The organism is Agromyces flavus (genome assembly GCF_900104685.1).
Lineage (GTDB): Bacteria > Actinomycetota > Actinomycetes > Actinomycetales > Microbacteriaceae > Agromyces > Agromyces flavus.
Genome location: NZ_LT629755.1, coordinates 3483257 through 3505579, shown reverse-complemented (window position 1 = coordinate 3505579; position 22323 = coordinate 3483257). Strand labels below are relative to the sequence as shown.

20 protein-coding genes are annotated in these 22323 nt (G+C 71.4%); 11 read left to right on the top strand and 9 right to left on the bottom strand.

Features of this window, described 5'->3' with window-relative positions; translation table 11 throughout:
* Positions 1–36: 36 nt before the first annotated feature.
* Entirely contained in the window at positions 37–1032 is a 996-nt protein-coding gene (locus BLT99_RS16625; RefSeq protein WP_157675021.1) for an FKBP-type peptidyl-prolyl cis-trans isomerase, read from the bottom strand.
* Between the two features lie 112 nt (positions 1033–1144).
* Between BLT99_RS16625 and BLT99_RS16620 the strand changes: the two genes are divergently transcribed.
* The gene (locus tag BLT99_RS16620) at positions 1145–1942 is read left to right on the top strand and encodes a class I SAM-dependent methyltransferase (protein ID WP_157675020.1); all 798 of its coding nucleotides are present in this window, start codon (positions 1145–1147) and stop codon (positions 1940–1942) included.
* 27 nt (positions 1943–1969) lie between these two features.
* On the opposite strand, the gene BLT99_RS16615 is transcribed toward BLT99_RS16620, so the two are convergent.
* Positions 1970–2848, bottom strand: coding sequence for a sulfurtransferase (locus tag BLT99_RS16615; protein ID WP_092674934.1), 879 nt, complete (start codon positions 2846–2848; stop codon positions 1970–1972).
* A gap of 98 nt (positions 2849–2946) precedes the next feature.
* Here BLT99_RS16615 and BLT99_RS16610 point away from each other — a divergent pair, with 98 nt between their 5' ends.
* From BLT99_RS16610 to BLT99_RS16565, 10 genes are all read left to right on the top strand, one after another.
* The gene (locus BLT99_RS16610) at positions 2947–5895 is read left to right on the top strand and encodes a Na+/H+ antiporter subunit A (RefSeq protein ID WP_092676608.1); all 2949 of its coding nucleotides are present in this window, start codon (positions 2947–2949) and stop codon (positions 5893–5895) included.
* A complete protein-coding gene (locus BLT99_RS16605; RefSeq protein ID WP_092674932.1) occupies positions 5892–6347 on the top strand; it encodes a sodium:proton antiporter in 456 nt (151 codons plus the stop codon). Before BLT99_RS16610 ends, BLT99_RS16605 begins: the two co-directional genes overlap by 4 nt.
* Complete coding sequence (locus BLT99_RS16600) at positions 6344–7957, top strand: Na+/H+ antiporter subunit D (protein ID WP_092674929.1); 1614 nt, start codon at positions 6344–6346, stop codon at positions 7955–7957. Before BLT99_RS16605 ends, BLT99_RS16600 begins: the two co-directional genes overlap by 4 nt.
* Entirely contained in the window at positions 7954–8652 is a 699-nt protein-coding gene (locus tag BLT99_RS16595; RefSeq protein WP_157675019.1) for a Na+/H+ antiporter subunit E, read from the top strand. Before BLT99_RS16600 ends, BLT99_RS16595 begins: the two co-directional genes overlap by 4 nt.
* Complete coding sequence (locus tag BLT99_RS16590) at positions 8649–8921, top strand: monovalent cation/H+ antiporter complex subunit F (RefSeq protein WP_092674926.1); 273 nt, start codon at positions 8649–8651, stop codon at positions 8919–8921. Before BLT99_RS16595 ends, BLT99_RS16590 begins: the two co-directional genes overlap by 4 nt.
* Entirely contained in the window at positions 8918–9283 is a 366-nt protein-coding gene (gene mnhG / locus BLT99_RS16585) for a monovalent cation/H(+) antiporter subunit G (RefSeq protein WP_229724514.1), read from the top strand. Before BLT99_RS16590 ends, mnhG begins: the two co-directional genes overlap by 4 nt.
* A gap of 79 nt (positions 9284–9362) precedes the next feature.
* Complete coding sequence (locus BLT99_RS16580) at positions 9363–11675, top strand: hybrid sensor histidine kinase/response regulator (protein WP_092674924.1); 2313 nt, start codon at positions 9363–9365, stop codon at positions 11673–11675.
* Positions 11675–12064, top strand: a complete 390-nt coding sequence (locus BLT99_RS16575; protein WP_092674921.1) for a response regulator — start codon at positions 11675–11677, stop codon at positions 12062–12064. The genes BLT99_RS16580 and BLT99_RS16575 overlap by 1 nt, the downstream gene beginning before the upstream one ends.
* A complete protein-coding gene (locus tag BLT99_RS16570) occupies positions 12054–13205 on the top strand; it encodes an adenylate/guanylate cyclase domain-containing protein (RefSeq protein ID WP_166670900.1) in 1152 nt (383 codons plus the stop codon). Before BLT99_RS16575 ends, BLT99_RS16570 begins: the two co-directional genes overlap by 11 nt.
* A complete protein-coding gene (locus BLT99_RS16565) occupies positions 13202–14830 on the top strand; it encodes a peptide ligase PGM1-related protein (protein ID WP_166670901.1) in 1629 nt (542 codons plus the stop codon). Before BLT99_RS16570 ends, BLT99_RS16565 begins: the two co-directional genes overlap by 4 nt.
* A 78-nt stretch (positions 14831–14908) precedes the next feature.
* Here the strand turns inward: BLT99_RS16565 and BLT99_RS16560 are convergent, their stop codons facing one another.
* The 7 genes from BLT99_RS16560 to paaA form a co-directional block, all read right to left on the bottom strand.
* Positions 14909–17518, bottom strand: coding sequence for a cell wall-binding repeat-containing protein (locus tag BLT99_RS16560; RefSeq protein WP_166670902.1), 2610 nt, complete (start codon positions 17516–17518; stop codon positions 14909–14911).
* A 95-nt stretch (positions 17519–17613) separates the two neighbouring features.
* Complete coding sequence (locus tag BLT99_RS16555; protein ID WP_092674915.1) at positions 17614–18387, bottom strand: enoyl-CoA hydratase/isomerase family protein; 774 nt, start codon at positions 18385–18387, stop codon at positions 17614–17616.
* Positions 18388–18412: 25 nt separating this feature from the next.
* The gene (paaE, locus tag BLT99_RS16550; RefSeq protein WP_092674913.1) at positions 18413–19627 is read right to left on the bottom strand and encodes a 1,2-phenylacetyl-CoA epoxidase subunit PaaE; all 1215 of its coding nucleotides are present in this window, start codon (positions 19625–19627) and stop codon (positions 18413–18415) included.
* Complete coding sequence (gene paaD, locus BLT99_RS16545) at positions 19627–20163, bottom strand: 1,2-phenylacetyl-CoA epoxidase subunit PaaD (RefSeq protein WP_229724518.1); 537 nt, start codon at positions 20161–20163, stop codon at positions 19627–19629. The genes paaE and paaD overlap by 1 nt, the downstream gene beginning before the upstream one ends.
* Positions 20160–21014: a 1,2-phenylacetyl-CoA epoxidase subunit PaaC gene (gene paaC, locus BLT99_RS16540; RefSeq protein WP_092674910.1), complete on the bottom strand. Its 855-nt coding sequence runs from the start codon at positions 21012–21014 to the stop codon at positions 20160–20162. The genes paaD and paaC overlap by 4 nt, the downstream gene beginning before the upstream one ends.
* Positions 21011–21316: a 1,2-phenylacetyl-CoA epoxidase subunit PaaB gene (paaB, locus tag BLT99_RS16535; RefSeq protein ID WP_092674907.1), complete on the bottom strand. Its 306-nt coding sequence runs from the start codon at positions 21314–21316 to the stop codon at positions 21011–21013. The genes paaC and paaB overlap by 4 nt, the downstream gene beginning before the upstream one ends.
* Complete coding sequence (paaA, locus tag BLT99_RS16530) at positions 21316–22287, bottom strand: 1,2-phenylacetyl-CoA epoxidase subunit PaaA (protein WP_092674905.1); 972 nt, start codon at positions 22285–22287, stop codon at positions 21316–21318. Before paaA ends, paaB begins: the two co-directional genes overlap by 1 nt.
* Between the last annotated feature and the right edge of the window lie 36 nt (positions 22288–22323).

Here is a 22323-nt window from a genome sequence, read left to right as displayed (position 1 = left end):
ATGCCGCGGGCGCGGCGTTGTGCGCGGGCGGCGCGACTACTCGGAGCCGGCGCCCTTGGTGTCCTGGATCTCGACCACGAAGACGAGCGTCTGCCCGCCGAGCCCGTTGGCCGACTCCTCCTCGCCGTAGCCGAGGGCGGGCGGGATGGTGACGATGAGCTTGGTGCCGACCTTCTGGCCGACGAGCGCGCCGCCGAAGCCGGGGATGACATCGGCGGTGCCGAACTGGGCGGCGTTCTGGCCGTAGCCCGAGTCCTTGCCGTAGCTCTGGTCGAAGATCTCCTTGGTCGCCCAGTTCAGGCCCTGGTAGTACAGCGTCACGGTGTCGCCGGCCTGCACCTCGGCGCCGTCGCCCTCCTCGAGGACCTTGACGAGCAGTTCGTCGGACGGCTCGGCGTCGGGGATGGTGACGGTGGGCGGCTCCTCGCCGTTGAACTCCACCTCGGGGACGTTCTCGGTCCACTCGCCCGGCGTGGGCAGGTCCTCGGCCTCGACGATGTCCTGGACGTCGGTCACGATGACCAGGGTCTCACCGGCCGCGACGCCGATGCCCTCGTTGCCCTGGTCGCCGTACACCGAGGAGGCGGGCGCGACCGTCACGACGCGCGAACCGATCGGCACGCAGTCGACGCCGGCGAGGAAGCCCTCGTACAGCGAGCCGTCGCCGACGGTGAGCGATGCGGGCTGCGAGAAGACCTGGGTGCCGTCGGATCCCTTGAAGGCGGTCACGACCGCGGACACCTCGTCGCCCGACACGGTGTCGTCGCCGTCGCCCTCGATCGCGATGGTGCGCTGGAGCTCGTCGGCCTCGAGCGGCGTCTCGAACGTCGCCGTCGGCGCGGCGCCGAAGTCGCCCTCGACCTCGACGGCGTCGCTCTGCTCGCCCGCCTCGACCTCGAGGCAGGCAGCGGCCTCGTCGGTCGCCTCGGGGGTGGACTCGGGCGAAGTGCCGCTGCCCGCGCAGCCGGCGAGCAGCAGGGCCGTCAGGGACACGAGCGCGATGGGCGCACCGCGGCGGAGGGCACGGTTCATGGTGGGAGGTCTCGATTCGATCGGGAAGGGAGGTCGAGGGACCAGTCTGCACGATCCGTGTCTCGATTCCCTGAGACTTCACGGATCCGCTGGTCGGGGCCACAATGACGGCATGGGGGATGACACGGATCGCGACGCGTCGGCGGTGGCGCGCCTCGAGGAGGAGCTGTGGGATCCGATCGCCCGCGCGAGCATGCTGCGGTCGAGCCCGAGGTTCGACGAGCGCGTCCTCGATGCCGCGGCGGGCGACGGCTCGACCGCGATCCCCACGGCCGAGCTCGTCGGACCGGGCGGCATCGTCGATGCGATCGACCCGTCCGAGGCCGCGATCGCCCGGCTCCGCGAGCGCGCGGGCGACCGGATGCCGCAGCTGCGCACGCACGTCGGTGATCCGACCACGTGGCCGTACACCGGGTACGACCTCGTCCAGTGCGTCCTCGGCGTCTCGCGCTTCGCCGACGTCGAGGAGGGAACGGAGCACCTCGTGCAGTGCGCCCGACCGGGCGGACGGGTCGTCATCACGGTGTGGGCGCATGGCGCGCTCGAGCCGCTCGCCGATCTCCTCGACGCGAAGCCCGCCACGGCCGACGCCGACGCGGACGCCGACGCCTCACGCACCGGCGTGCCCGGGCCCGCGATCGAGCACGCCGAGACGGCCGGCACGTTCGCCCACTGGCTCGCCGAGCGCGGCCTCGTCGACGTGCGCGCCGAGACGGTGTCCCGGCACCTGGATGTCACGCCCGACCTCGCGTGGGAGATCGCCACGCACACCGGACTCGCCGCGCGCTCGGACGACCGCGATCGCTTCGTCGCCGACCTCGAGGCGAGCGACGTCTCGTCCGTCGACGTCACCGTCCTCATCGCCGTCGGTCATCGACCGTCCGAGCCCGCTCCCGGGCCCGACCGCTGAGCCGCCCGACGGGATCGCGCGGCCGGCTCAGGCGCGCGGTGCGTCGCCCTTCGGCGCCGCGCCCGTCACGACCGGGCGCTCGGGTCGACGCGACCACTGGCTGAACGACCCCGGGTACAGCGCGGCGTCGATGCCCGCGATGGCGAGCGCCGCCACCTCGTGCGCCGCGGTGATGCCCGAACCGCAGTAGGCGCCGACGGGATGCGCACCGTCGATGCCGAGCGCGGCGAACCGATCGCGCAAGGCGTCGGCGGAGAGGAATCGACCGTCGGGTCCGAGATTGTCGATCGTCGGCGCCGACACCGCGCCGGGGATGTGCCCGGCCCGCGGGTCGATGGGCTCGACCTCGCCGCGGTACCGCTCGCCCGCGCGTGCGTCGAGCAGCACGCCGCGCGCGGAGGAGGCCAACGCGTCCGCCTCGTCGAGGTCGACCGTCCGCATCCCGCCGAGTCGCGCCGTCGCGTCGCCCGGCTCGGTCTCGACGTCGCCGGTATCGAGCGGATGGCCGGCCTCGCGCCAGGCGCTCAGCGCTCCGTCGAGGATCCGGACGTCCTCGACGCCGGCGTGGCGGAGCAACCACCAGGCCCGGGCGGCCGAGGTGCCGCCGGCGTCATCCATGACGACGACCGGATCGCCGTCGTGCAGACCCCACCGGCGCATGGTCGCGGTGAACGCGGCCTCGGTCGGCAACGGATGACGCCCCTCGCCGGTCACCGCGTGGTCGGCCAGTTCGGCGTCGAGGTCGACGTACACGGCTCCCGGTACATGTCCGGCACGGTATGCCTCGCGTCCGTCGGGCTCCGCGAGGGTCCATCGGACGTCGAGCACGACGGGGCGCGCAGCACTGCCGCCCGCGGCGATGCCGAGCAGGGCGGCGAGCTCGTCGGGCTCGATGAGGATGCGCATGCCGCCATCCTCCCACTGCCCTTCGCCACGGCATCCGGAAGAAGCGCCCCGGTAGACTGGGAAGCCGGACTGACGGTGACAGCGCGATGGGAGAGCGGATGATCTTCTCCCTCGTGGCGTTCGCCGCGGTGGCCGTCGCCACGCCGTTCGTCGCGAGGGCGATAGGTCGTGGAGTCTTCCCGATCGCCGCGATCGTGCCCACGGCGGTGTTCGCGTGGCTGCTCACGCTCGTGCCCGCCATCGCCGGCGGCGAGGTGCGGTTCGAGCGCATCGAGTGGATCCCATCACTCGACATCGCCCTGTCGTTCCGCCTCGACGCGCTCTCGCTCCTCCTCGCGCTCGTGGTGACCGGCATCGGCGCGCTCGTGCTGCTCTACTGCACGTGGTACTTCCGCGACGACGAGCCGGGACTGGGCCGCTTCGCCGCGCTGCTGCTCGCCTTCGCGGGCGTGATGCTCGGGCTCGTCACCTCCGACGACGTGTACGTGCTGTTCACGTTCTGGGAGGCGACGAGCGTCCTCTCCTACCTGCTCATCGCGCACGACGCCGGCAAGCGCGAGGCACGCGGTGCGGCGCTGCAGGCGCTGACCGTCACCACGTTCGGCGGGCTGACCATGCTGGTCGGCATCGTGCTGCTCGCGGTCGCGGGCGGCACGACGTCGATCTCCGAGCTCGTCGCCGACCCGGTGACCGGTGTCGCGGGCGAGGTCGCCATCGCACTCGTGCTCGTCGGCGCCATCTCGAAGAGCGCGCTCGTGCCGTTCCACTTCTGGCTCCCCGCGGCGATGGCGGCGCCCACGCCGGTCTCGGCCTACCTGCACGCGGCGGCGATGGTGAAGGCGGGCGTGTACCTCGTCGCGCTGCTCGCGCCCGGGTACGCCGACCTCGCGGTGTGGCATCCGATCGTCATCGGGCTCGGCGCCTTCACCATGCTGGTCGGCGGATGGCGCGCACTGCGCCAGACCGACCTGAAGCTGCTGCTCGCCTACGGCACCGTCAGCCAGCTGGGCTTCCTCATCATGGTCGTCGGGCAGGGCACGCGCGACGCCGCGCTCGCGGGCACCACCCTCCTGCTCGCCCACGCCTTGTTCAAGGCCGCCCTCTTCCTCACCGTCGGAATCGTCGATCATGCGGCGGGCACGCGGGACTGGCGGCGACTGTCGGGCCTCGGGCGACGGATGCCGTGGCTCGCCGCCTTCGCGACCCTCGCGGCGGCCTCGATGGCCGGGCTGCCGCCGCTGCTCGGCTTCGTCGCCAAGGAGGCCGTGTTCTCGGCCCAGCTCGAGGCCGGGGCCGACGGCGACACGTGGGCGTGGGTGGCACTCGTCGCCGCGATCCTCGGTTCCATGCTCACCGTGGCATACAGCGTGCGCTTCATCTGGGGCGGGTTCGGCACGAAGCTCGACGTCGCGCCGGTCGAGCTGCACCGCGAGCCCGCGATCATGTCGTTCCCCACCGCCCTGCTCGCGACCACCTCGCTCGTCTCCGCATTCGCGCTGCCGCTGATCGAACCGCTGCTCGCCGCATACGCCGCCGAGCTGCCCGGGCCCGACGGGTACCACCTCGCCCTCTGGCACGGACTCGAGCCGGCGCTCGCGATCTCGGCGCTCGTGTTCGGCGCCGGCGCCCTGCTGGTGTGGGGCCGGGCGACCGTGGCACGCCTGCAGGCCGCGGTCCCCGACACGATCGAATCGGCACGCGGTTACGTCCACGCCGTCAGCGCGGTCGACCGGGCCGCCGCGCGCGTGACCACGCTCATCCAGTCGGGCGGCCTGCCCGGCTACCTCGCGATCATCGTGTCGGTGTTCATCCTGGGCCTCGGCGGCGCCGTGATCATGAACGACGTGTGGCCGGGCGAGCTCCGGTTCGCCGACAGCCCGGCGCAGCCGGTCGTCGGGATCGCCATGATCGTCGCCGCGATCGCCGCCGTCGTCATGCGCCAGCGGATCGCCGCCGTACTGCTCGTCGGGGTCACCGGCTACGGCATGGTGCTCACCTTCGGCATGGCGGGCGCGCCCGACCTGGCGCTCACGCAGGCGCTCGTCGAGACGCTCACGATCGTCGTCGTGGTGCTCGTGCTGCGTCGCCTCCCGCGTCGCGTGACGACCCGCCGTCCCATCGTCCGTGCGCCCGCGCGCATCGCGATCGGCGTGCTCGCCGGCGCCGTCATGGCGGTCGTCGGCGTGGCGGCCCTCGGCGCGCGCACCGCGCCGAGCATCGCCGAGGGCCTCACACCGCTCGCCATCGAGGCGCATGCCAAGAACATCGTGAACGCCCTGCTCGTCGACCTGCGCGCGTGGGACACGCTCGGCGAGATCTCGGTGCTCGTCGCCGTCGCCACCGGCGTCGCGAGCCTGATCTTCGTCTCCGGCCGGATGGGCGGCGCGCCGCGGCTCGAGGCCACCGCGGGCCGCCGCCCGCGACTGCGTCCCGTGCCCGAGCAGGCCGACAGCATGCGTGCGGCACGTCGGCGCCTCGCCGACGTCGAGCACGAGACCGACGCGCTGGCCGAGGCCGCGGCCACCCGGCAGACCTGGCTCCTCGCCGGCCGCACGATCTCACCGCGCAACCGCTCGATCCTCGTCGAGGTGCTCGTGCGGCTGCTGTTCCATCCGGCGATCGTCGTGTCGGTGTTCCTGCTCTTCGTCGGCCACAACGCACCCGGAGGCGGGTTCGCGGGCGGCCTGGTCGCCGGCCTCGCGCTCGTGGCGCGCTACCTCGCGGGTGGTCGCTACGAGCTCGGCGAGGCCGCGCCGGTCGACGCGGGCGCCCTGCTCGGCACCGGCCTGCTCCTGGCCGCCGGCACCGCGGCATCCTCGCTCCTCTTCGGCCTGACGGTGTTCGAGTCGTCCTGGTTCGAGGCCGACGTCCCCGTGCTCGGCACGCTGTCGATCGGCACCTCGACGCTGTTCGACATCGGCGTCTACCTCGTCGTGGTGGGCCTCGTCCTCGACATCCTGCGCTCGCTCGGCGCCGAGATCGACCGGCACATGGACGAGGCCGGTCCCGACGCCGTCGCCGAGGACCCCGCGGAGGTGCGCGCATGACCGCCTCGCTGACCCTCGTGATCGTCGCCGCCGTGCTGTTCGGCTCGGGGATCGCGGTCATGCTCGAGCGCAGCCTCACGCGCGTGCTCATCGGGTTCCTGCTCGTCGGGAACGGCGTGAACCTCTTCATGTTCACGATGGGCGGCGAGCCCGGCCTGGCCCCGATCCTCGTCGATGGGGTCGATCCCGCCGAGCTGTCCGATCCGCTGCCGCAGGCGTTCATCCTCACCGCGATCGTGATCAACCTCGGCATCACCGCCTTCATGCTCGCGCTCATCTACCGCAGCTGGTGGCTGGCGCAGCTCGGCGAGGCCGGCGACCTCATCGGCGACGAGGACGAGATCGCCGAGGACGCCGAGGAGGCGGCCGACCTCATCCGCAGCTCGGCCGAAGACGAGCGGGCGATCCAGGAGGTGCTCGACGCGAGCGACGAGGACGGTGGTCGCGCATGAACCAGGCGCTCGTGCCCCTGATGGTGCTGCTGCCGCTGCTCGGCGCGGCGACGGCGCTCATCCTGGGGCGGCACCTGCGCGCGCAGATGGCGGTGTCGACGATCGTGCTCGCGGCCGTCGCGGTCATCGCGGCGACGCTGCTGGCCGAAGTCGACGGCGCCGACGCCGGCGTCGTCGTGGCGGTCGGCGCCTGGCCGCCGCCGTTCGGCATCGTGCTCGTGGTCGACCGGCTCTCGGCGATCATGATCATCATCTCGGCGCTCATGCTGCTCGGTGTGCTCGTGTACGCCGTCGGCCAGGGCATCGCCGACCAGCATCGCGAGACCCCGGTCTCGATCTTCCATCCGGCGTACCTGATCCTGTCGGCGGGCGTCTTCAACGCGTTCATCGCCGGGGACCTGTTCAACCTCTACGTCGGCTTCGAGATCCTGCTGTCGGCCAGCTACGTGCTGCTCACGCTCGGCGGCACGGGCGAGCGGATCCGCGCAGGCGTCACGTACATCATCGTGAGCCTCGTGTCGTCGCTGTTCTTCCTCTCGGCCATCGCCCTGGTCTACGGTGCGACGGGCACGGCCAACATCGCGCAGCTCTCGGTGCGCCTCGCCGAGCTCCCCCAGGACATCCAGCTGATCCTCCACCTGCTGCTGCTCATCGCGTTCGGCATCAAGGCGGCGGTCTTCCCGCTGTCGTTCTGGCTGCCCGACTCGTACCCGACCGCCCCGGCGCCGGTCACCGCGGTGTTCGCGGGCCTGCTCACGAAGGTCGGCGTCTACGCGATCATCCGCACCGAGACGGTCATCTTCCCCGAGAGCGACCTCAGCACGCTGTTCCTCGTGATCGGCGCGCTCACGATGGCGATCGGCATCCTCGGCGCGTTGACGCAGGCCGACATCAAGCGACTGCTGTCGTTCACCCTCGTCAGCCACATCGGCTACATGATCTTCGGCATCGGGCTCACGAGCGTGGCCGGACTCGCCGCCACGATCTACTACGTCGTGCACCACATCAGCGTGCAGACCACGCTGTTCCTCACGACCGGCCTCATCGAGCGCTTCGGCGGCTCGACCTCGATCACGCGCCTCGGCGGCCTCCGTCGCGCATCGGGGCTGCTCGCCATCCTGTTCTTCGTCCCGGCGATGAACCTCGGCGGCATCCCGCCGTTCTCGGGATTCCTCGGCAAGGTCGGGCTGTTCATCGCGGGTGCGGATGCCGCGAACGGCGAGACCGCGACCGAGACCCTCGGCACCTCGGCCACCGGCCCCGACTGGCTCATCTGGGTCGTGATCGCCGTGGGCGCGGCGACCTCGCTCATCACGCTGTACGCCCTGACCCGCTTCTGGAACCTCGCCTTCTGGCGTCCGCGGAGCGAACTGGAGGGCTACCGCTCCCACCTCATCGACTCGGTGCAGGAGGCTCCCGGCGCGACGATCGTCGAGACCCGCACGACACCGGTCATGATGCTCGCGGCCACCGCGGCGATGGTCGCGCTGACCGTCGCCCTCACGGTGTTCGCAGGTCCGCTGTTCGAGCTCGCCGATCGCGCGGCCGAGAACCTGCGGGATCCAGCGACCTACGTATCGCTCGTGTTCCCCGAGGGGGTGCCGCGGTGAGGACGCCCACCCCGCTCGACGAGCTCACGCGCTGGCAGGCGGTGTGGCGCCAGTTGCCGTTGCTCGGCGGCCTGGTGGTGCTCTGGGTGTTCCTCTGGGACCACGTCGACGTGCTCACGATCACGACCGGCATCGTCCTCGCCATCGCGGTCACGCGCACGCTCTACCTCCCCCCGGTGCTGCTCAGCGGCCGCTTCGATCCGTGGCGCGGGCTCCTGCTCGGGCTCCGGATGATGTTCGACGTCGTGCGCGCCTCGATCGAGATCGCGTGGGCCGCGGTGCGGCCCGGGCCGCCGCCGATCAACGCGATCATCGCGGTCCAGCTCCTCACGCGCTCCGACCTGGTGACGACGCTCACCGCCGAGGCGATCTCGGTCGTGCCCGGGACGGTCGTGGTCGACATCGACCGCGAGCGCGGCCTGCTCTACCTGCACGCCTTCGGCACGCGCGACGAGGAGGACCTCGCGCACGTGCGGCGACAGGTGCTCGGCACCGAGGAGCGCATCGTGCTCGCGATCGGCACGCGCGAGCAGGCCGCCGCGGTCCGGGCGGCGCGCCGGCACCGGCGTGCGACGGGCGACCGACCCGTCGTCCCCGAGCCCGCGGAGGTCCCGCCGCACGTGGCGCGTGAGATCGCACCCGAGCACACCGCGACGCGGCATCCGCTCGACGACGAAGGAAAGGACGACGCATGAGCCCGCTCGCCGTCATGGGACTGCTCGCCGGCATCATGTTCGGCATCGGCGCGATCGCCGCCATCGTCCGCATCATCACCGGACCCTCGATCCTGGACCGGGCCCTCGCGACCGACGTGCTGCTCGCGATCGCGATCTGCGGGCTCGGCGCCGAGATGGCGATCAACCGCCACACCGACACCCTCGTGGTCATGCTCGTGCTCGCGCTCTTCGCGATCGTCGGCTCGATCGCGATCGCACGCTTCATCTCGAAGGAGGACGCCTCGTGAACGCCGCCGAGCTCGGCATCGGCGCCCTCATCCTGCTGAGCGGCTTCCTGTCGATGGCCGCGGGGATCGGCGTGCTCCGGTTCCCCGACGTCCTCACGCGCCTGCACGCGGCGACCAAGCCGCAGGTACTCGGACTCGCGGTCGTGCTCCTGACGATCGTGCTGCGCGTCCCCACGTGGGGCGTGCTCTCGACGGTCGTCCTGATCATGACCTTCCAGCTGCTCACCCAGCCGATGACCGCGCACATGCTCGGTCGTGCGGCCTACCGCTCCGACCACGTCCGCCGCGACCTGCTCATCGAGGACGACCTCGGACGCGACATCGCGGAGCACGAGGAGGAGGACGACCCGGCGGCGCGCTGAGGACATTGCGCCGCGCTCCGGCGCGGGAGGACAATGACCCCGAAGTCGCAAGACGCGATCGGTCTCTCGGGGGGAGGCGATGGTCGGCGAGCGTGATCACCCGGTCGACGAGGAGCGGTTCCGCCGCCTCGAACGCGACTACAACGACGCCACCGAGCAGTTCGTCGCGATGAACGAGGTGCTCACCGCGCTCGGCAGGTCCTCGTCCGACCCCGACGCCGTGCTCGACACTGTGGTGGAGAGCGCACGGCGCCTGTGCCGGTGCGAGGCCGCCCAGGTGTACCTCATCGACGGCGACCAGTTCGTGCTGTCCTCGTCGGTCGGCCTGTCCGACGAGTTCGTGCGATACGTCGACGAGCATCCGTTCCAGCGCGATCGTCGGACCCTCATCGGCCGGGTCACGCTCGATCGGAAGGTCCAGCAGATCGCAGACGTCCTCAGCGATCCGGAATACGGCCGGCAGGACGTCCAGGAGATCGCACGATACCGAACCCTGGTGTCGGCGCCGATGCTGCTCGACGACGACGTGGTCGGGGCGCTGTCGCTGTGGCGCAGCGAGGTCGATCCCTTCGACGCCCGGGCGATCGCGCTGCTCGAGGCGTTCGCGGCGCAGGCGGCGATCGTCGTGCGCAACGCGCACCTCGTCCGCGAACTCGAGCAGCGCAGCGCCGAGCTCGCCCGCCGCGTGGAGCAGCTCGAGGCGCTCAGCGACGTGGGCGCCGTGGTCAGCTCGAGCCTCGTGCTCGACGAGGTGCTGCAGAACATCATCATGAACGCCGTGCGCTTCTCGGGATGCGACGGCGGCTCGATCATGGAGTACGTCGAGGAGGAACGCTGCTTCTCGGTGCGCAGCGCCTACGCCTCGAGCGCCGAACTGCTCCGGAAGCTGCGCGGCATCCGCGTGGAGCTCGAGACCACGCTCGTGGGCCGTGCCGCCCTGGAGGGCCATCCGATCGCGGTCGCCGACCTCGACACGGTCGAGCACCTCGATCCGCACCTGAAGCTCCTGCACGACGACGGATGGCGCTCGGTCCTGGCCGTGCCGGTGCTGCGCGGTGATCGCATCATCGGTGCACTGGTGGTGCGCCGCAAGCGTCCCGGCGCGTTCTCGGAGGAGACGGTGGAGTTCCTCGAGACCTTCGCGAGCCAGTCCGCGCTGGCGGTGTGGAACGCCCAGCTCTTCCGCGAGCTCGAGACGAAGACCGCCGAGCTGCAGGTGGTCAGCCAGCACAAGTCGGAATTCCTCGCGAGCATGTCGCACGAGCTGCGCACGCCGCTGAACGCGGTCATCGGGTTCTCGGAGGTGCTGCTGGAGCGGATGTTCGGCGAACTCAACGAGCGCCAGGACGAGTACCTCCGCGACATCCTGAGCTCGGGCCGTCACCTGCTGCAGCTGCTCAACGACATCCTCGACCTGTCGAAGGTCGAGGCGGGGCGGATGGAGCTGTCGACCTCGCGGTTCTCGGTGCGATCCGTGATGGAGTACGGCATCTCGATGGTGCGGGAGCGTGCGGGACTCCACGGGATCGCGGTGACGCTCGAGGTCGATCCCGCCGTGGACGGCATCGAGTCCGACGAGCTGCGCATCAAGCAGGTGCTCGTGAACCTGCTGAGCAACGCGGTCAAGTTCACGCCCGACGGCGGCCACGTCGACGTGGTGGCCCGCCGGGACGGCGACGAGCTCGCCGTGACGGTCACCGACGACGGGCCGGGGATCGCGCCGGACGATCGCGAGCGCATCTTCGAGTCGTTCCAGCAGGGCCGGCGGGGTCCGCAGCGCGAGGAGGGCACGGGCCTGGGCCTGACGCTGTGCCGCCGCATCGTGACGCTACTGGGCGGCCGGATGTGGCTCGAGTCCGAGCTGGGCGCGGGGAGCACGTTCGGCTTCTCGGTGCCGATGCACCGGCCGGCTCCCAGCTCGCCGGTCGCGCAGGACGGCGACGGGCACCACCTGCCGGTGATCGTGGTCGTCGACGACGACCGCGCGTCGCTCGACCTCATGACCGCCTACCTCGACGGCCTCGGCGTCAGGGTGGTGCTCGGCCGGGACGGCAACGAGGGGATCGAGCTGATCCGGGCGCATGCGCCGGCGGCGGTCATCCTCGACATCCGCCTCCCCGGCATGGACGGGTGGAGCGTCCTCACCACGCTGCGCGACGACGAGGCGACCCGCGACATCCCGGTCGTCATCGTCTCGATCCTCGACGAGCGCTCGCGCGGGCTCGCGCACGGTGCGGCCGACTACCTCGTCAAGCCGGTCGGACGCGACGACCTGGTGGGCGCGCTCCGCAGGGTGGGCGCCGTCGGCGCGTCCGGCACCGGGGTCGACGCGAGCACCGGGCCGGCGGCGGACCTCCCGGCCTCGACGCCACCCGGAAGGGGTGCGAGCTGATGGCCGGACGCCGCATCCTCGTCGTCGAGGACAACCCGCTGAACCTCAAGCTCGTGCGCGACGTGCTCACGGCCTTCGGTTACGACATCGTCGAGGCGCAGACCGGCGAGGACGGCGTGCGCCTCGCCGGCGAGTGCGGACCCGACCTCGTGCTGATGGACCTGCAGCTGCCGGGCATCGACGGGTACGAGGCGCTGCGCCGTATCCGCCAGGACGCACGCGTCGACGGCGTGCCCGTCGTCGCCGTCACGGCGTTCGCGATGCGCGAGGACCGCGAGCGCACCGCCGCGGCCGGGTTCGACGGGTACCTGAGCAAGCCCATCAGCGTGCGCGACCTGCCGTCGCAGGTCGACGCGTTCCTCGGTGACGGACGCCGCGATGGTGGATGACCGGATCACCGTCCTGGCGGTGGACGACCTCCCGCAGAACCTCCGGCTGCTCGACGCGGTGCTGAGCCCCCGCGGCTACCGGGTGCTGACGGCGACCTCGGGCGAGGCGGCGCTCGAGATGCTGCCGGACTCGGGCGCGGATCTCGTGCTGCTCGACGTGGTGATGCCCGGAATCGACGGCTACGAGGTGTGCCGCCGCATCCGCGGGATGCCCGGGCTCGAGTTCCTCCCGGTCGTCATGATCACCGCCAGCGGCGACCACGAGAAGCTGCACGCGATCGAGGCCGGCGCGGACGACTTCGTGACCAAGCCGTTCGACCAGGGTGAGCTGCTCGCACGCGTCGCGAACCTGGCCCGGATCAAGCGCTACCAGGACACGATCGAGCGCCAGGCCGTCGAGCTCGCGGAATGGAACGGCGAGCTCGAGGCGCGAGTCGCGGCCCAGGTCGACGAGCTCGAGCGCGTGAACCGCTTGCGGCGCTTCCTGCCGCCGCAGCTCGTGGAGCTCGTCATCGACACCGGCGACGACGACTCGTTCCTCGGCAGCCATCGCCGCGAGATCGTCGTCGTCTTCTGCGACCTGCGCGGGTTCACCGCCTTCGCCGAGTCGAGCGAACCCGAGGAGGTCATGGGCGTGCTCGGCGAGTACCACGCGGCGCTGGGCGAGCTCATCGACCGGTTCGAGGGCACCCTCGAGCGGTTCACGGGCGACGGCCTCATGGTGTTCTTCAACGACCCGATCCCGTGCGAGGACCCGGCGGCGCGCGCGGTGCAGATGTCGGTCGCGATGCGCGATCGCGTCGAGCAGCTCGCCGAGGGATGGAGCCGACGCGGCAACGACCTCGGGTTCGGCGTCGGCATCGCGCAGGGCTACGCGACACTCGGCCGCATCGGATTCGAGGGTCGGTCGGACTACGCCGCGATCGGGAGCGTGACGAACCTCGCCGCGCGCCTCTGCGCGGCGGCGGCACCGAGCCAGATCCTCGTCGCCCAGCGCGTGTTCGGCGCGACCGACGGCGTCGCGGTCGGCGAGCCGGTCGGCGAGCTCGAGCTGAAGGGATTCAGCCGGCCCGTCCGCGCGTACGCCGTCACCGGCCTGGCGCGGGCGGCGGACGATCCATCCGGGGAGGTCGAGGGATGAGTGAACCCACCCTGCTGGCCGAGCTCGACGACGACGCCCGCTTCCGCCGGTTCGCCGAGCTCCAGCTGCGCATGCCCTCGGTGTGGGACGCAATGGGACACGACCTCGACGACGAGTCGGTCGTGGTCGTGCCGTCCGTGCCCTCGTCGACCCGGCTCCTCCCGGGCAGCGGCACCCTGGCCCAGGCGTACGAGGAGCGGTTCCTGTTCCTCCTGCTCCTGCTGCGCCAGCCGAGGATGCGGATGATCTACGTCACCTCGACGAGGATCGACCCGAGCATCGTCGAGTACTACCTCGCGCTGCTGCCCGGCGTCATCCCGAGCCACGCCCGGCGACGGCTGTTCCTGGTCTCCGTCGGCGACCTGTCGTCGCGGGCCCTCAGCGAGAAGATCCTCGATCGTCCGAAGCTCCTCGCCGAGATCGCGGCGCTGATCCCGAACCGGGCGCACTGCCACCTCATCCCGTACAGCACCACGCGGCACGAGCGCGATCTGGCGCTGAGCCTCGGCATCCCCATGTACGGTTCCGATCCCCGGCTCGCGCGTCTCGGCACCAAGACCGGCTGCCGCCGCCTGTTCGCCGAGGTCGGAGTGCCCCACCCGGTCGGCATGGAGGACCTGCACGGCATCGACGAGGTCGTGACGGCGATCGAGGAGCTCATGGAGCGGCGCCCGAACCTCCGCCAGGTCATCGTGAAGCTCAACGAGGGCGTCTCGGGTTCGGGGAACGCGCTCGTCGAGCTCGACCGTGTCGCAGGCCTTCCCGCCTCCGAGCGGCGCGCGGCGATCGAGGCGTGCGTGCGCGAGATGCGGATGGAGGATCCCGCGGCCGTGTTCGACGCGTATGCAGCCCGGCTCGCCTCCGACGGCGGCATCGTCGAGGAGCGCATCGTGGGAGAGGAGATCGTGAGCCCGAGCGTGCAGCTGCGCGTGCTGCCCGACGGGACGGTGGAACTCCTGTCCACGCACGACCAACTGCTCGGCGGCGCGAGCGGGCAGAGCTACCTCGGTTGCGTGTTCCCGGCCGACCCGGCCTACGCCGAGCTCATCAGCGGGCCGGCGATGACCATCGGCGAACGGCTCGCCGCCGAGGGCGTGCTCGGACGGTTCGCGGTGGACTTCGTGGTGGTCCGGGATGCCGCGGGCGACTGGTCGGCCTACGCGATCGAGCTGAACCTGCGCAAGGGAGGCACGACGCATCCGTTCCTCACCCTGCAGTTCCTCACCGACGGACGATACGACGCGGGCACCGGGCGATTCCTCACGCCCGGTGGCGTCGAGAAGCACCTCGTGGCGACGGACCACCTCGAGTCGCCGAAGCTCCGCGCGCTCTCGATCGGGGACCTGTTCGACGCGGTCGCGCTCCAAGGACTGCACTACGACCACGCGCGACAGACGGGGATCGTGTTCCACATGATCACTTCCCTCACCGAGCACGGCCGGGTGGGCATGACCGCGGTCGGCGACACCCCCGAGCAGGCCATGGAACTCTACGAGAATGCGCGGCGCGTGCTCCTCGACGACGCACGCGCGGCGGGCACCCCGGCGCCCCTACCCGAGCCCGCCGGACCCAACGACCGGTCATTGCGCGGGCCTCGCCGGGCCGACCTCCACCGCGGCCTGTAGGCCGGTCGGTCGGCCGCGCGGCCGACCCAGCGGACGACCGACCGACGGGACCCTAAATGGCGACGCGGACCGGGTCGGTCACCCCTGGCCCGCCGTCGGCGGACGGCGGTCCGCCGCCGGCGTGTCGAGCCACGGGAGCTCCTTGCCCTGGAGCCCCGGCGGGATGAACTCGTCCTGCGGACCCGTGTCGGGCACGGTCGCGTCGTTCGTGAGGGACTGCAGCGGAGCTTCGAGGGTGCTCGTGCCGATCGGCGCGAACAGTCCCGCGATCGCGTTGGCGACGCTCGCCGAGATCACGCTCTCGGAGCCGGCGAGCATGACGTTGCCCGGATCGCCTCGCACGAGCTGCTCGGCCACTCCCGGCGTGAGCGAGGTCGCCGTGATGAGCAGCACCCCGCCCTGCGAGGCCACCACCGGACCGGCCGCGAGGCCGTCGGGGAAGTTCAGGCCCGTTGCGACGGCGGCGAGGTTCACGGATCCGGCTGCAGCGAGGTCCTGCGCGATCGCCGCCGCCGTCTCGTAGCGATCGGCGCCGCCGAGGCGGACGACCCGAGGCGCGTACGCGGTGATGGCCGTTCGCACGGCATCGGAGACCGCGCCGGGCGACCCCACCACGATGACGCGCTGGGGGTTCAGCCGGTCGAGCTCGGCGCGAGTGGACGACGGGAGGGCCGTCGGAGCGGTGAGCAGGACGGGACCTCCGAGTTGCGCCGCCGCGGCGCTCGCCGTGAGCGCATCGGGGAAGTCGGCGCCCGTCGCGACGTAGGCGACCGGCACGCCAGGCGAGAACGTGCGCGCCGAGACGTCGGCCGCCGTCGCATAGCGGTCGGTGCCGGACGCGCGCACGGCCGTCACTCCGGCCGCCTTCGAGGCCGCGGCCATCACGGCGTCCGAGACGACGGACGGTCCGCCCGCCACGACGAGCTTCGCGGGCCGCAGCCGCGTCAGCTCGGTGAGGACCGACTGCGGGATGGTCGTTCCGGGCACGAGCAGCACCGGCCCAACGCCGCCCGTGGCCGCACCTGCCGCGAGTGCGTCGGGGAAGGCGGCGCCCGTGGCGAGGTACGCCACGGGGACGCCGCTGTCGGGGAAGCCCCGCTTCGAGAGCGCCACGGCCGTCGCGTACCGGTCGGTCCCCCAGACTCGCTCGGTCCCCGCGGCGAGTTGTGCACCGCTGTACCGCGAGAGGAGGTTCGTCGTCATGGTCCGGACCGGCTGCTGCGCGGCCACGTATCCGCCCATCAGGCCCGACGTGTAGTTCAGCGTTCCGGCGGAGAACACGACAGCCGACGAGGGCGCCTGGTAGAGGGTCGCCTCGTGCAGGCCGGTCCCCCCGTTCCGGGCGGTGAAGGGCGACTGCGCGAGGACCGCCTGCGTGGTGCCCTGGAGCAGGGTCGGCGCGGGGTACTCGGCGTGCCGGCGGTCGGCCTCGATGCCGACGAGCCCCGGGATCTTGGATCCGTCGCGCAAGCCCGCTCCGCGGTACATCCAGTGGTTCGCCCCTCGCACGACCCACGCCGCCGGGGATCCGACCAGCCCGAGGCCGTCCGTCACGGGCCACATCTGGCCGATCACGGGCTGCTCCGGGCGTGGGATGTCGCGGAACCGGATGGTGCTCGTCGCACCCTTCACCGGGTCGAGCGAGGCACTGCGGTAGCAGACGATGATGCGGTTCGGCGTGCCGGACGCCGACGGTTCCACCCGCACCTGCCAGTACATGTTGTTGCCGCCGAAGTAGGCCAGGTCGACGCCGGCGTCGCGCGCGACCTCGGCCGCGGTGAACATCTCGCTGCTCCAGTACTCGTCGTGTCCGACCGAGATCATGCCCTGCTGTCCGGCGAGCAGGCCGGGATCACGATGCAGGTCGAGATTGGTGGCGTAGACGACGTCGAACCCGCGCGATTCCGCATAGCGGATCATCGGCGCTTCCTCGTTCATGAGCAGCGAGGCGCCCGAGTTGGGGTAGGGCCGATCGAAGCTGACCTTGACCGCCTGGCGGTCTCCGGAGACGGTCTTCGCACCGTAGGAGTTGTAGGTGTAGAGGCTCTTGCCCGTCGTGCCGTTGTCGGGGAAGTTGTTGTACGCCTGATAGGTGAAGGTGGGCTGGACGTGCACGAGCTTGCCGGACGCGTCGTCGTCGCGCAGCACGAACGACGCGTAGGTCTGCTTCGTCCCGCGGGTCACCACGACCGCGTAGACGCCGCTCGTCCAGTTCGCTCCGGTCTGCACCGTGAACGATCGCGGCCAGGGACACGTCACGGTCCCGTACGTCGCCTGAGTGGTGCAGGCGGGTGCCGGCGATGCGTTGAACGTGCCGCCCGTCACCCGGCGGCCGCCCTGGCCCTGGTACCAGCCGAGCCGGAACACGTCGTAGCGCGTCGATCCCGCGGTCGCGACGTGCACGTGGATGCCGACGGACTGGCCCTGGTCGATGCTGACCTCGGACGCGAACGCCTTGACCGCGAGGTCGCGATCGGTCGCCAGTGAGTACCCGGACCAGGGGATCTGCCATGCGTTCGTGCCGGGCAGGCGATTCTCGGCGACGATCGGGTTCACGGCCGGCGGCGCGACTGCAGCGACGGCCTGGTTCGCCGTCGGTGCCGCCGAGGCGGCCGGGACGGACGGCGCTGCGCCCAGTGCGGCGATCGCGATCACCGCAGCGGCGACCGATGCGACGAGGGCCCTCATCATTGCTCCTTCATGCGGGGCCTCTTCCCCCTACCCGGCGATGATAGCCCGCGGTCCCCCGGGCGGCGCCTGCCTCCCACCCGAACTGGGGACGGTCAGCCGCGACCGGTGAACGCCGGCGTCCGCTTCTCCTGGAAGGCCGCGAACCCCTCGCGATAGTCGTCTGTGTCGCACAGTGCGGCCTGCGCGCGGTTCTCGTCGGACATCGACGACCACAGTCCCAGGCGATGGTCCCGCAGGTCGGCGATGAGCCGTTTCGAGGCGATGAACGCCTGCGTCGGGCCGGATGCCGCGGTGCGGGCGGCCGCGCGCGCCGCCTCGAGCACCTCGTCGGCGGGCAGCGCCTGCGAGAAGAGGCCGGCGGCCACCGCTTCGGCGCCCGACATGAGCCGCCCGGTGACGATGAGGTCCATGGTTCGGTGGGCCCCGAGCCGCTCGTAGAACAGTGCGTGCCCGCCCGAGTCGAGCGTGGCCCCCAGGTTCTTGAACGGCGAGCCGATCTTCGCCGTGTCGGCGACGTAGACGATGTCGGACGCGATGAGCAGGCCGAGCCCGACGCCGAGGCAGGCCCCGTGCGCGACGGCGAACGTCGGCGCGGGGAACCGCGACATCCGCTTCAGCAACGGTTCGACCAGCCCGCCGAGGTAGCCCTGGACGTCGTCGTCGCGCGGGTCGACGCCGGCGATGTCGCGGCCCGCGCAGAACGCGCGCCCCTCGCCGCGCAGCACGAGCGCGCGGACGCCCGCGAACTCCGCCCGCTCGTACGCGTCGCCGAGCTCGGCGATCGCCGACTCGTCGAGCGCGTTGAGCTTGGCGGGTGCGTTCAGCACCACCTCGGCCACGCCGTCCTGGATCTCGAGCTCGATCATGCGGCGCTCCTTCGCGCGATGCGGGTCATACGTCGTAGTCCACCACGACGCGGTCGGACGTGGGGTGCGACTGGCACGTGAGCACGTAGCCGCGCTCGAGCTCGTCGGGCTCCAGCGCGAAGTTCTCGGTCATGTTGACGCTGCCCTCGATCACGCGGGCGCGGCAGGTGCCGCACACACCGCCCGCGCACGCGAAGGGCACGTCGCCGCGGACGCGCAGCGCCGCGTTGAGGATCGACTCGTTCGCGCTGACCGGGCTCTCGACGCTCGAGGAGTTGCCGTCGAGCGTGAACTCGATGTCGAACGTCGCCTCGCCCCGCTCGACGACCACGGGCCGGCCGTGGCGCGGTTCGGTCGCCCGGTCGGCGTCGGTCGTGAACAGCTCGTATCGCACGCGACCGGATGGCACGCCTCGCGCCTCGAGAGTGTCGCGCGCGAGCTGCACGAGCTCGAACGGTCCGCACAGGAACCACTCGTCGACCGTCGAGGGCGGGATGAGGGCGTCGAGCATGCGCTCGAGCTTCTCGGCGTCGATCCGCCCCGAGAGCAGGGGCGCGGTGCGCTGCTCGCGCGAGAGCACATGGTGCAGCGCGAGCCGCGACGGGTACCGATCCTTGAGCTCCGCGAGCTCCTCGAGGAACATGACGTCGCGCGTGGAGCGGTTCGTGTACACGAGCGTGAACCGCGCGTCGTCGGAGCGCGCGAGCACGGTGTGCGCAAGCGCCATGAGCGGCGTGATGCCCGAGCCGGCGGCGATGCCGACCACGTGCTTGCCGTCGAGCGAGTCGAGTCCCGAGGTGAACGTGCCCTGCGGGCTCATCACGTCGATGCGGTCGCCCGCGGCGAGCTCGGAGTTCGCCCACGTCGAGAACCGCCCGCCGAGGTCGCGCTTGATCGCGACCGACACGCTGCCGCGCACGGGCGGACGGCAGATCGAGTACGAACGACGCAGCTCGTGGCCGTCGAACTCGCGGCGGAGCGCGACGTACTGGCCGGGCAGGTACGTGTAGTCGTCGGCGAGCTCGTCGGGCACGGCGAAGGTGACCTCGACCGAGTCATCCGTCAGCGGGCGCACCTCGGCGACCTCGAGCCGGTGGAACCGGGCACGGCGGCGCTTCGGGGCGGTGTCGCCGCCGACCGCGCTCTGCAGGAACGCGTCGGCGATCGCGGCATCCGTCGTCAGCGTGCCCGCGGCGCTGCGGGCGGGGGCTCCCGTGGAGCCCAGGTTGATCGCGGCCATCAGAGCACCTTGAAGTAGTCGAAGGGCTCGAGGCAGTCGAGGCACTCGTAGAGCGCCTTGCACGACGTCGAGCCGAAGCGGGCGAGTTCGCGGGTGTTCAGGGAGTCGCAGCGCGGGCACTTGACCGCCATCTTCAGGCGGATGGGCCCGCCGTCGCGCACGGGTGCGTGGCCTGAAGGCGCCTGGATCCCGTACTTCCGGAGCTTGTCCTTGCCGGACTCGCTCATCCAGTCGGTCGTCCAGGCGGGCGCGAGCACCATCCGCACGTCGACGCGGTCGTATCCGGCGTGGGTGAGGGCCAGCACGACGTCGTCGCGCATGGCGTCCATCGCGGGGCATCCGCTGTACGTCGGCGTGAGCTCGACGTGCACCGATCCGTCGTCGTCGACGGCGACCGAGCGCAGCACGCCCAGGTCCTCGATCGTGAGCACGGGCACCTCGGGGTCGGTCACGGTCGCCGCGACGTCCCACGCGGCGCGTGCGGCCGGGTCGTTCGGCACCGGCCGGGCGACGGATGCCTCGGGCGCCCCGGTCACCACGACGCTCCGGGGTGTGCGCGCGCCAGCACCTGCATCTCGGCGAGCATCGGGCCGAGGTGCTCGGTGTGTTGGCCCTCACGACCACGACCGCCGACCACGAACGCGAGCCGGCCCTCGGGGCGCGACAGTTCGGCCTCGGCGAACACCTCGTCGATCACCGCGTCGAACGCCGGGCGCAGCGACGACGGCAGGGGCGCGATGCCCTGCTCGGCGAGGCGGGACGCGAGCTCGTCGTCGCGGAACAGCTCGTCGACGTACGGCCAGGTCTGCTCGACCGCGCGGACCATGCGGCGGCGGGACTCGTCGGTGCCGCCGGCGAGCCGCAACGTCCACTGGATCGCGTGGTCGCGGTGGTAGTCGACCTCCTTGGCGGACTTCGACGCGATCGCCGCGAGCGTGGCATCCGTCGACCCCTCGAGCGCCCGGTAGAGCTCGAGCAGGTACGTCGCCACGAACAGCTGCCGCGCGATCGTGTGCGCGAAGTCGCCGTTCGGCTGCTCGAAGATCCAGGCGTTGCGGAAGTCGGGCTCGTCGCGGAAGTAGGCGAGGTCGTCCTCGGAGCGGCCGTCGCGCGTTCCCGCATAGTGCAGCAAGGAGCGCGCGTGGCCGAGCAGGTCGAGCGCGATGTTCGCGAGCGCGACATCCTCCTCGAGCTCGGGCGCCCGGCTGATCCAGTCACCGAGGCGCTGGCTGAGCACGAGCGCGTCGTCGCCGAGGCGCAGCGCGTACTCGGCCACGTCGTCGGATGCCACGTGGCCGGCCGTCGCCTCGGAGCCGGCGAGCTCCTCGGCGAGCGCGACACGGTCGACGGTGACGTCGCCGTGGTGGTCGAGGTCCTCGGCGCTCATAGGTGCTTCACCCCTTCGGACTTCGTGTAGTACACCGCGTGCCGGTAGTTCTTGCCCGCGGGGCTCTCGAAGAACGCGCCCTTCGCGTCGGGGTCGCTCGTGGTCACGGCGTCGGCGGGCACGACCCAGATCGACACGCCCTCGTTGCGGCGCGTGTAGAGGTCGCGCGCGTTGCGCACGGCCATATCGGCGTCGGGCGCGTGCAGCGACCCGACATGCACGTGGCTGAGGCCTCGGTTGGCCCGAACGAAGACCTCCCAGAGGGGCCAGGCCTCGGTGCCCATCTCACCCGGAGTCGACATCACGCCACCGCCTTCTGCTTCAGTGCCTGCTTGCGGGCGTACTCGGCGGCCGCCTCGCGCACCCACGCGCCCTCTTCATGCGCCTCGCGGCGGCGGCGCAGCCGCTCGGCATTGGCCGGCCCGCGCCCGGCGAGCACCTCGTGGAACTCCGTCCAGTCGATCTCGCTCATGTCGTACCGCTGCTCGGCCTCGTTCCACTTCAGGTTCGGGTCGGGCAGGGTGACGCCCATGACCTCGGCCTGCGGCACGAGCATGCCGACGAAGCGCTGGCGCAGCTCGTCGTTCGAGAAGCGCTTGATGTTCCACGCCATCGACTGCGCCGAGTTGGGCGACTGGTCGTCGGGCGGGCCGAACATCATGAGGGCGGGCCAGTACCAGCGGTCGACGGCCTCCTGCGCCATCCGCCGCTGCGCCTCGGTGCCCTGCATGAGCTCGAGGAGGATCTCGAAGCCCTGGCGCTGGTGGAACGACTCCTCCTTGCAGATGCGGATCATCGCGCGACCGTACGGACCGTAGGAGGCACGGCACAGGGGCACCTGGTTGCAGATCGCGGCGCCGTCGACGAGCCATCCGATCGCGCCCATGTCGGCCCAGGTCGGCGTCGTGTAGTTGAAGATGGAGGAGTACTTGGCCTTGCCCTCGATGAGCTGCTGCGTCATCTCCTCACGGCTGATGCCGAGCGTCTGCGCGGCCGAGTACAGGTAGAGGCCGTGACCGGCTTCGTCCTGCACCTTGGCCATGAGGATCGCCTTGCGCTTGAGGCTCGGCGCGCGCGAGATCCAGTTCGACTCGGGCTGCATGCCGATGATCTCGGAGTGCGCGTGCTGGCTGATCTGCCGGATCAGCGTCTTACGGTACGCGTCGGGCATCCAGTCGCGCGGCTCGATGCGCGAGTCCTGCGCGATGAGGTCCTCGAAGCGCGCCTGCGCCTCGGCATCCTCGACCACGCTCAGGTCAGCGGGTGCGGTCATCGTCGACTCCAATGCTCTCGGGATCGGGCGGAACGG

Bases quoted from the DNA above. Each gene is read 5' to 3' on its own strand.
- BLT99_RS16625 (WP_157675021.1), bottom strand. From the start codon at position 1,032: ATGAACCGTGCCCTCCGCCGCGGTGCGCCCATCGCGCTCGTGTCCCTG.
- BLT99_RS16620 (WP_157675020.1), top strand. From the start codon at position 1,145: ATGGGGGATGACACGGATCGCGACGCGTCGGCGGTGGCGCGCCTCGAG.
- BLT99_RS16615 (WP_092674934.1), bottom strand. From the start codon at position 2,848: ATGCGCATCCTCATCGAGCCCGACGAGCTCGCCGCCCTGCTCGGCATC.
- BLT99_RS16610 (WP_092676608.1), top strand. From the start codon at position 2,947: ATGATCTTCTCCCTCGTGGCGTTCGCCGCGGTGGCCGTCGCCACGCCG.
- BLT99_RS16605 (WP_092674932.1), top strand. From the start codon at position 5,892: ATGACCGCCTCGCTGACCCTCGTGATCGTCGCCGCCGTGCTGTTCGGC.
- BLT99_RS16600 (WP_092674929.1), top strand. From the start codon at position 6,344: ATGAACCAGGCGCTCGTGCCCCTGATGGTGCTGCTGCCGCTGCTCGGC.
- BLT99_RS16590 (WP_092674926.1), top strand. From the start codon at position 8,649: ATGAGCCCGCTCGCCGTCATGGGACTGCTCGCCGGCATCATGTTCGGC.
- BLT99_RS16580 (WP_092674924.1), top strand. From the start codon at position 9,363: ATGGTCGGCGAGCGTGATCACCCGGTCGACGAGGAGCGGTTCCGCCGC.
- BLT99_RS16575 (WP_092674921.1), top strand. From the start codon at position 11,675: ATGGCCGGACGCCGCATCCTCGTCGTCGAGGACAACCCGCTGAACCTC.
- BLT99_RS16570 (WP_166670900.1), top strand. From the start codon at position 12,054: ATGGTGGATGACCGGATCACCGTCCTGGCGGTGGACGACCTCCCGCAG.
- BLT99_RS16565 (WP_166670901.1), top strand. From the start codon at position 13,202: ATGAGTGAACCCACCCTGCTGGCCGAGCTCGACGACGACGCCCGCTTC.
- BLT99_RS16560 (WP_166670902.1), bottom strand. From the start codon at position 17,518: ATGAGGGCCCTCGTCGCATCGGTCGCCGCTGCGGTGATCGCGATCGCC.
- BLT99_RS16555 (WP_092674915.1), bottom strand. From the start codon at position 18,387: ATGATCGAGCTCGAGATCCAGGACGGCGTGGCCGAGGTGGTGCTGAAC.
- paaE (WP_092674913.1), bottom strand. From the start codon at position 19,627: ATGGCCGCGATCAACCTGGGCTCCACGGGAGCCCCCGCCCGCAGCGCC.
- paaC (WP_092674910.1), bottom strand. From the start codon at position 21,014: ATGAGCGCCGAGGACCTCGACCACCACGGCGACGTCACCGTCGACCGT.
- paaB (WP_092674907.1), bottom strand. From the start codon at position 21,316: ATGTCGACTCCGGGTGAGATGGGCACCGAGGCCTGGCCCCTCTGGGAG.
- paaA (WP_092674905.1), bottom strand. From the start codon at position 22,287: ATGACCGCACCCGCTGACCTGAGCGTGGTCGAGGATGCCGAGGCGCAG.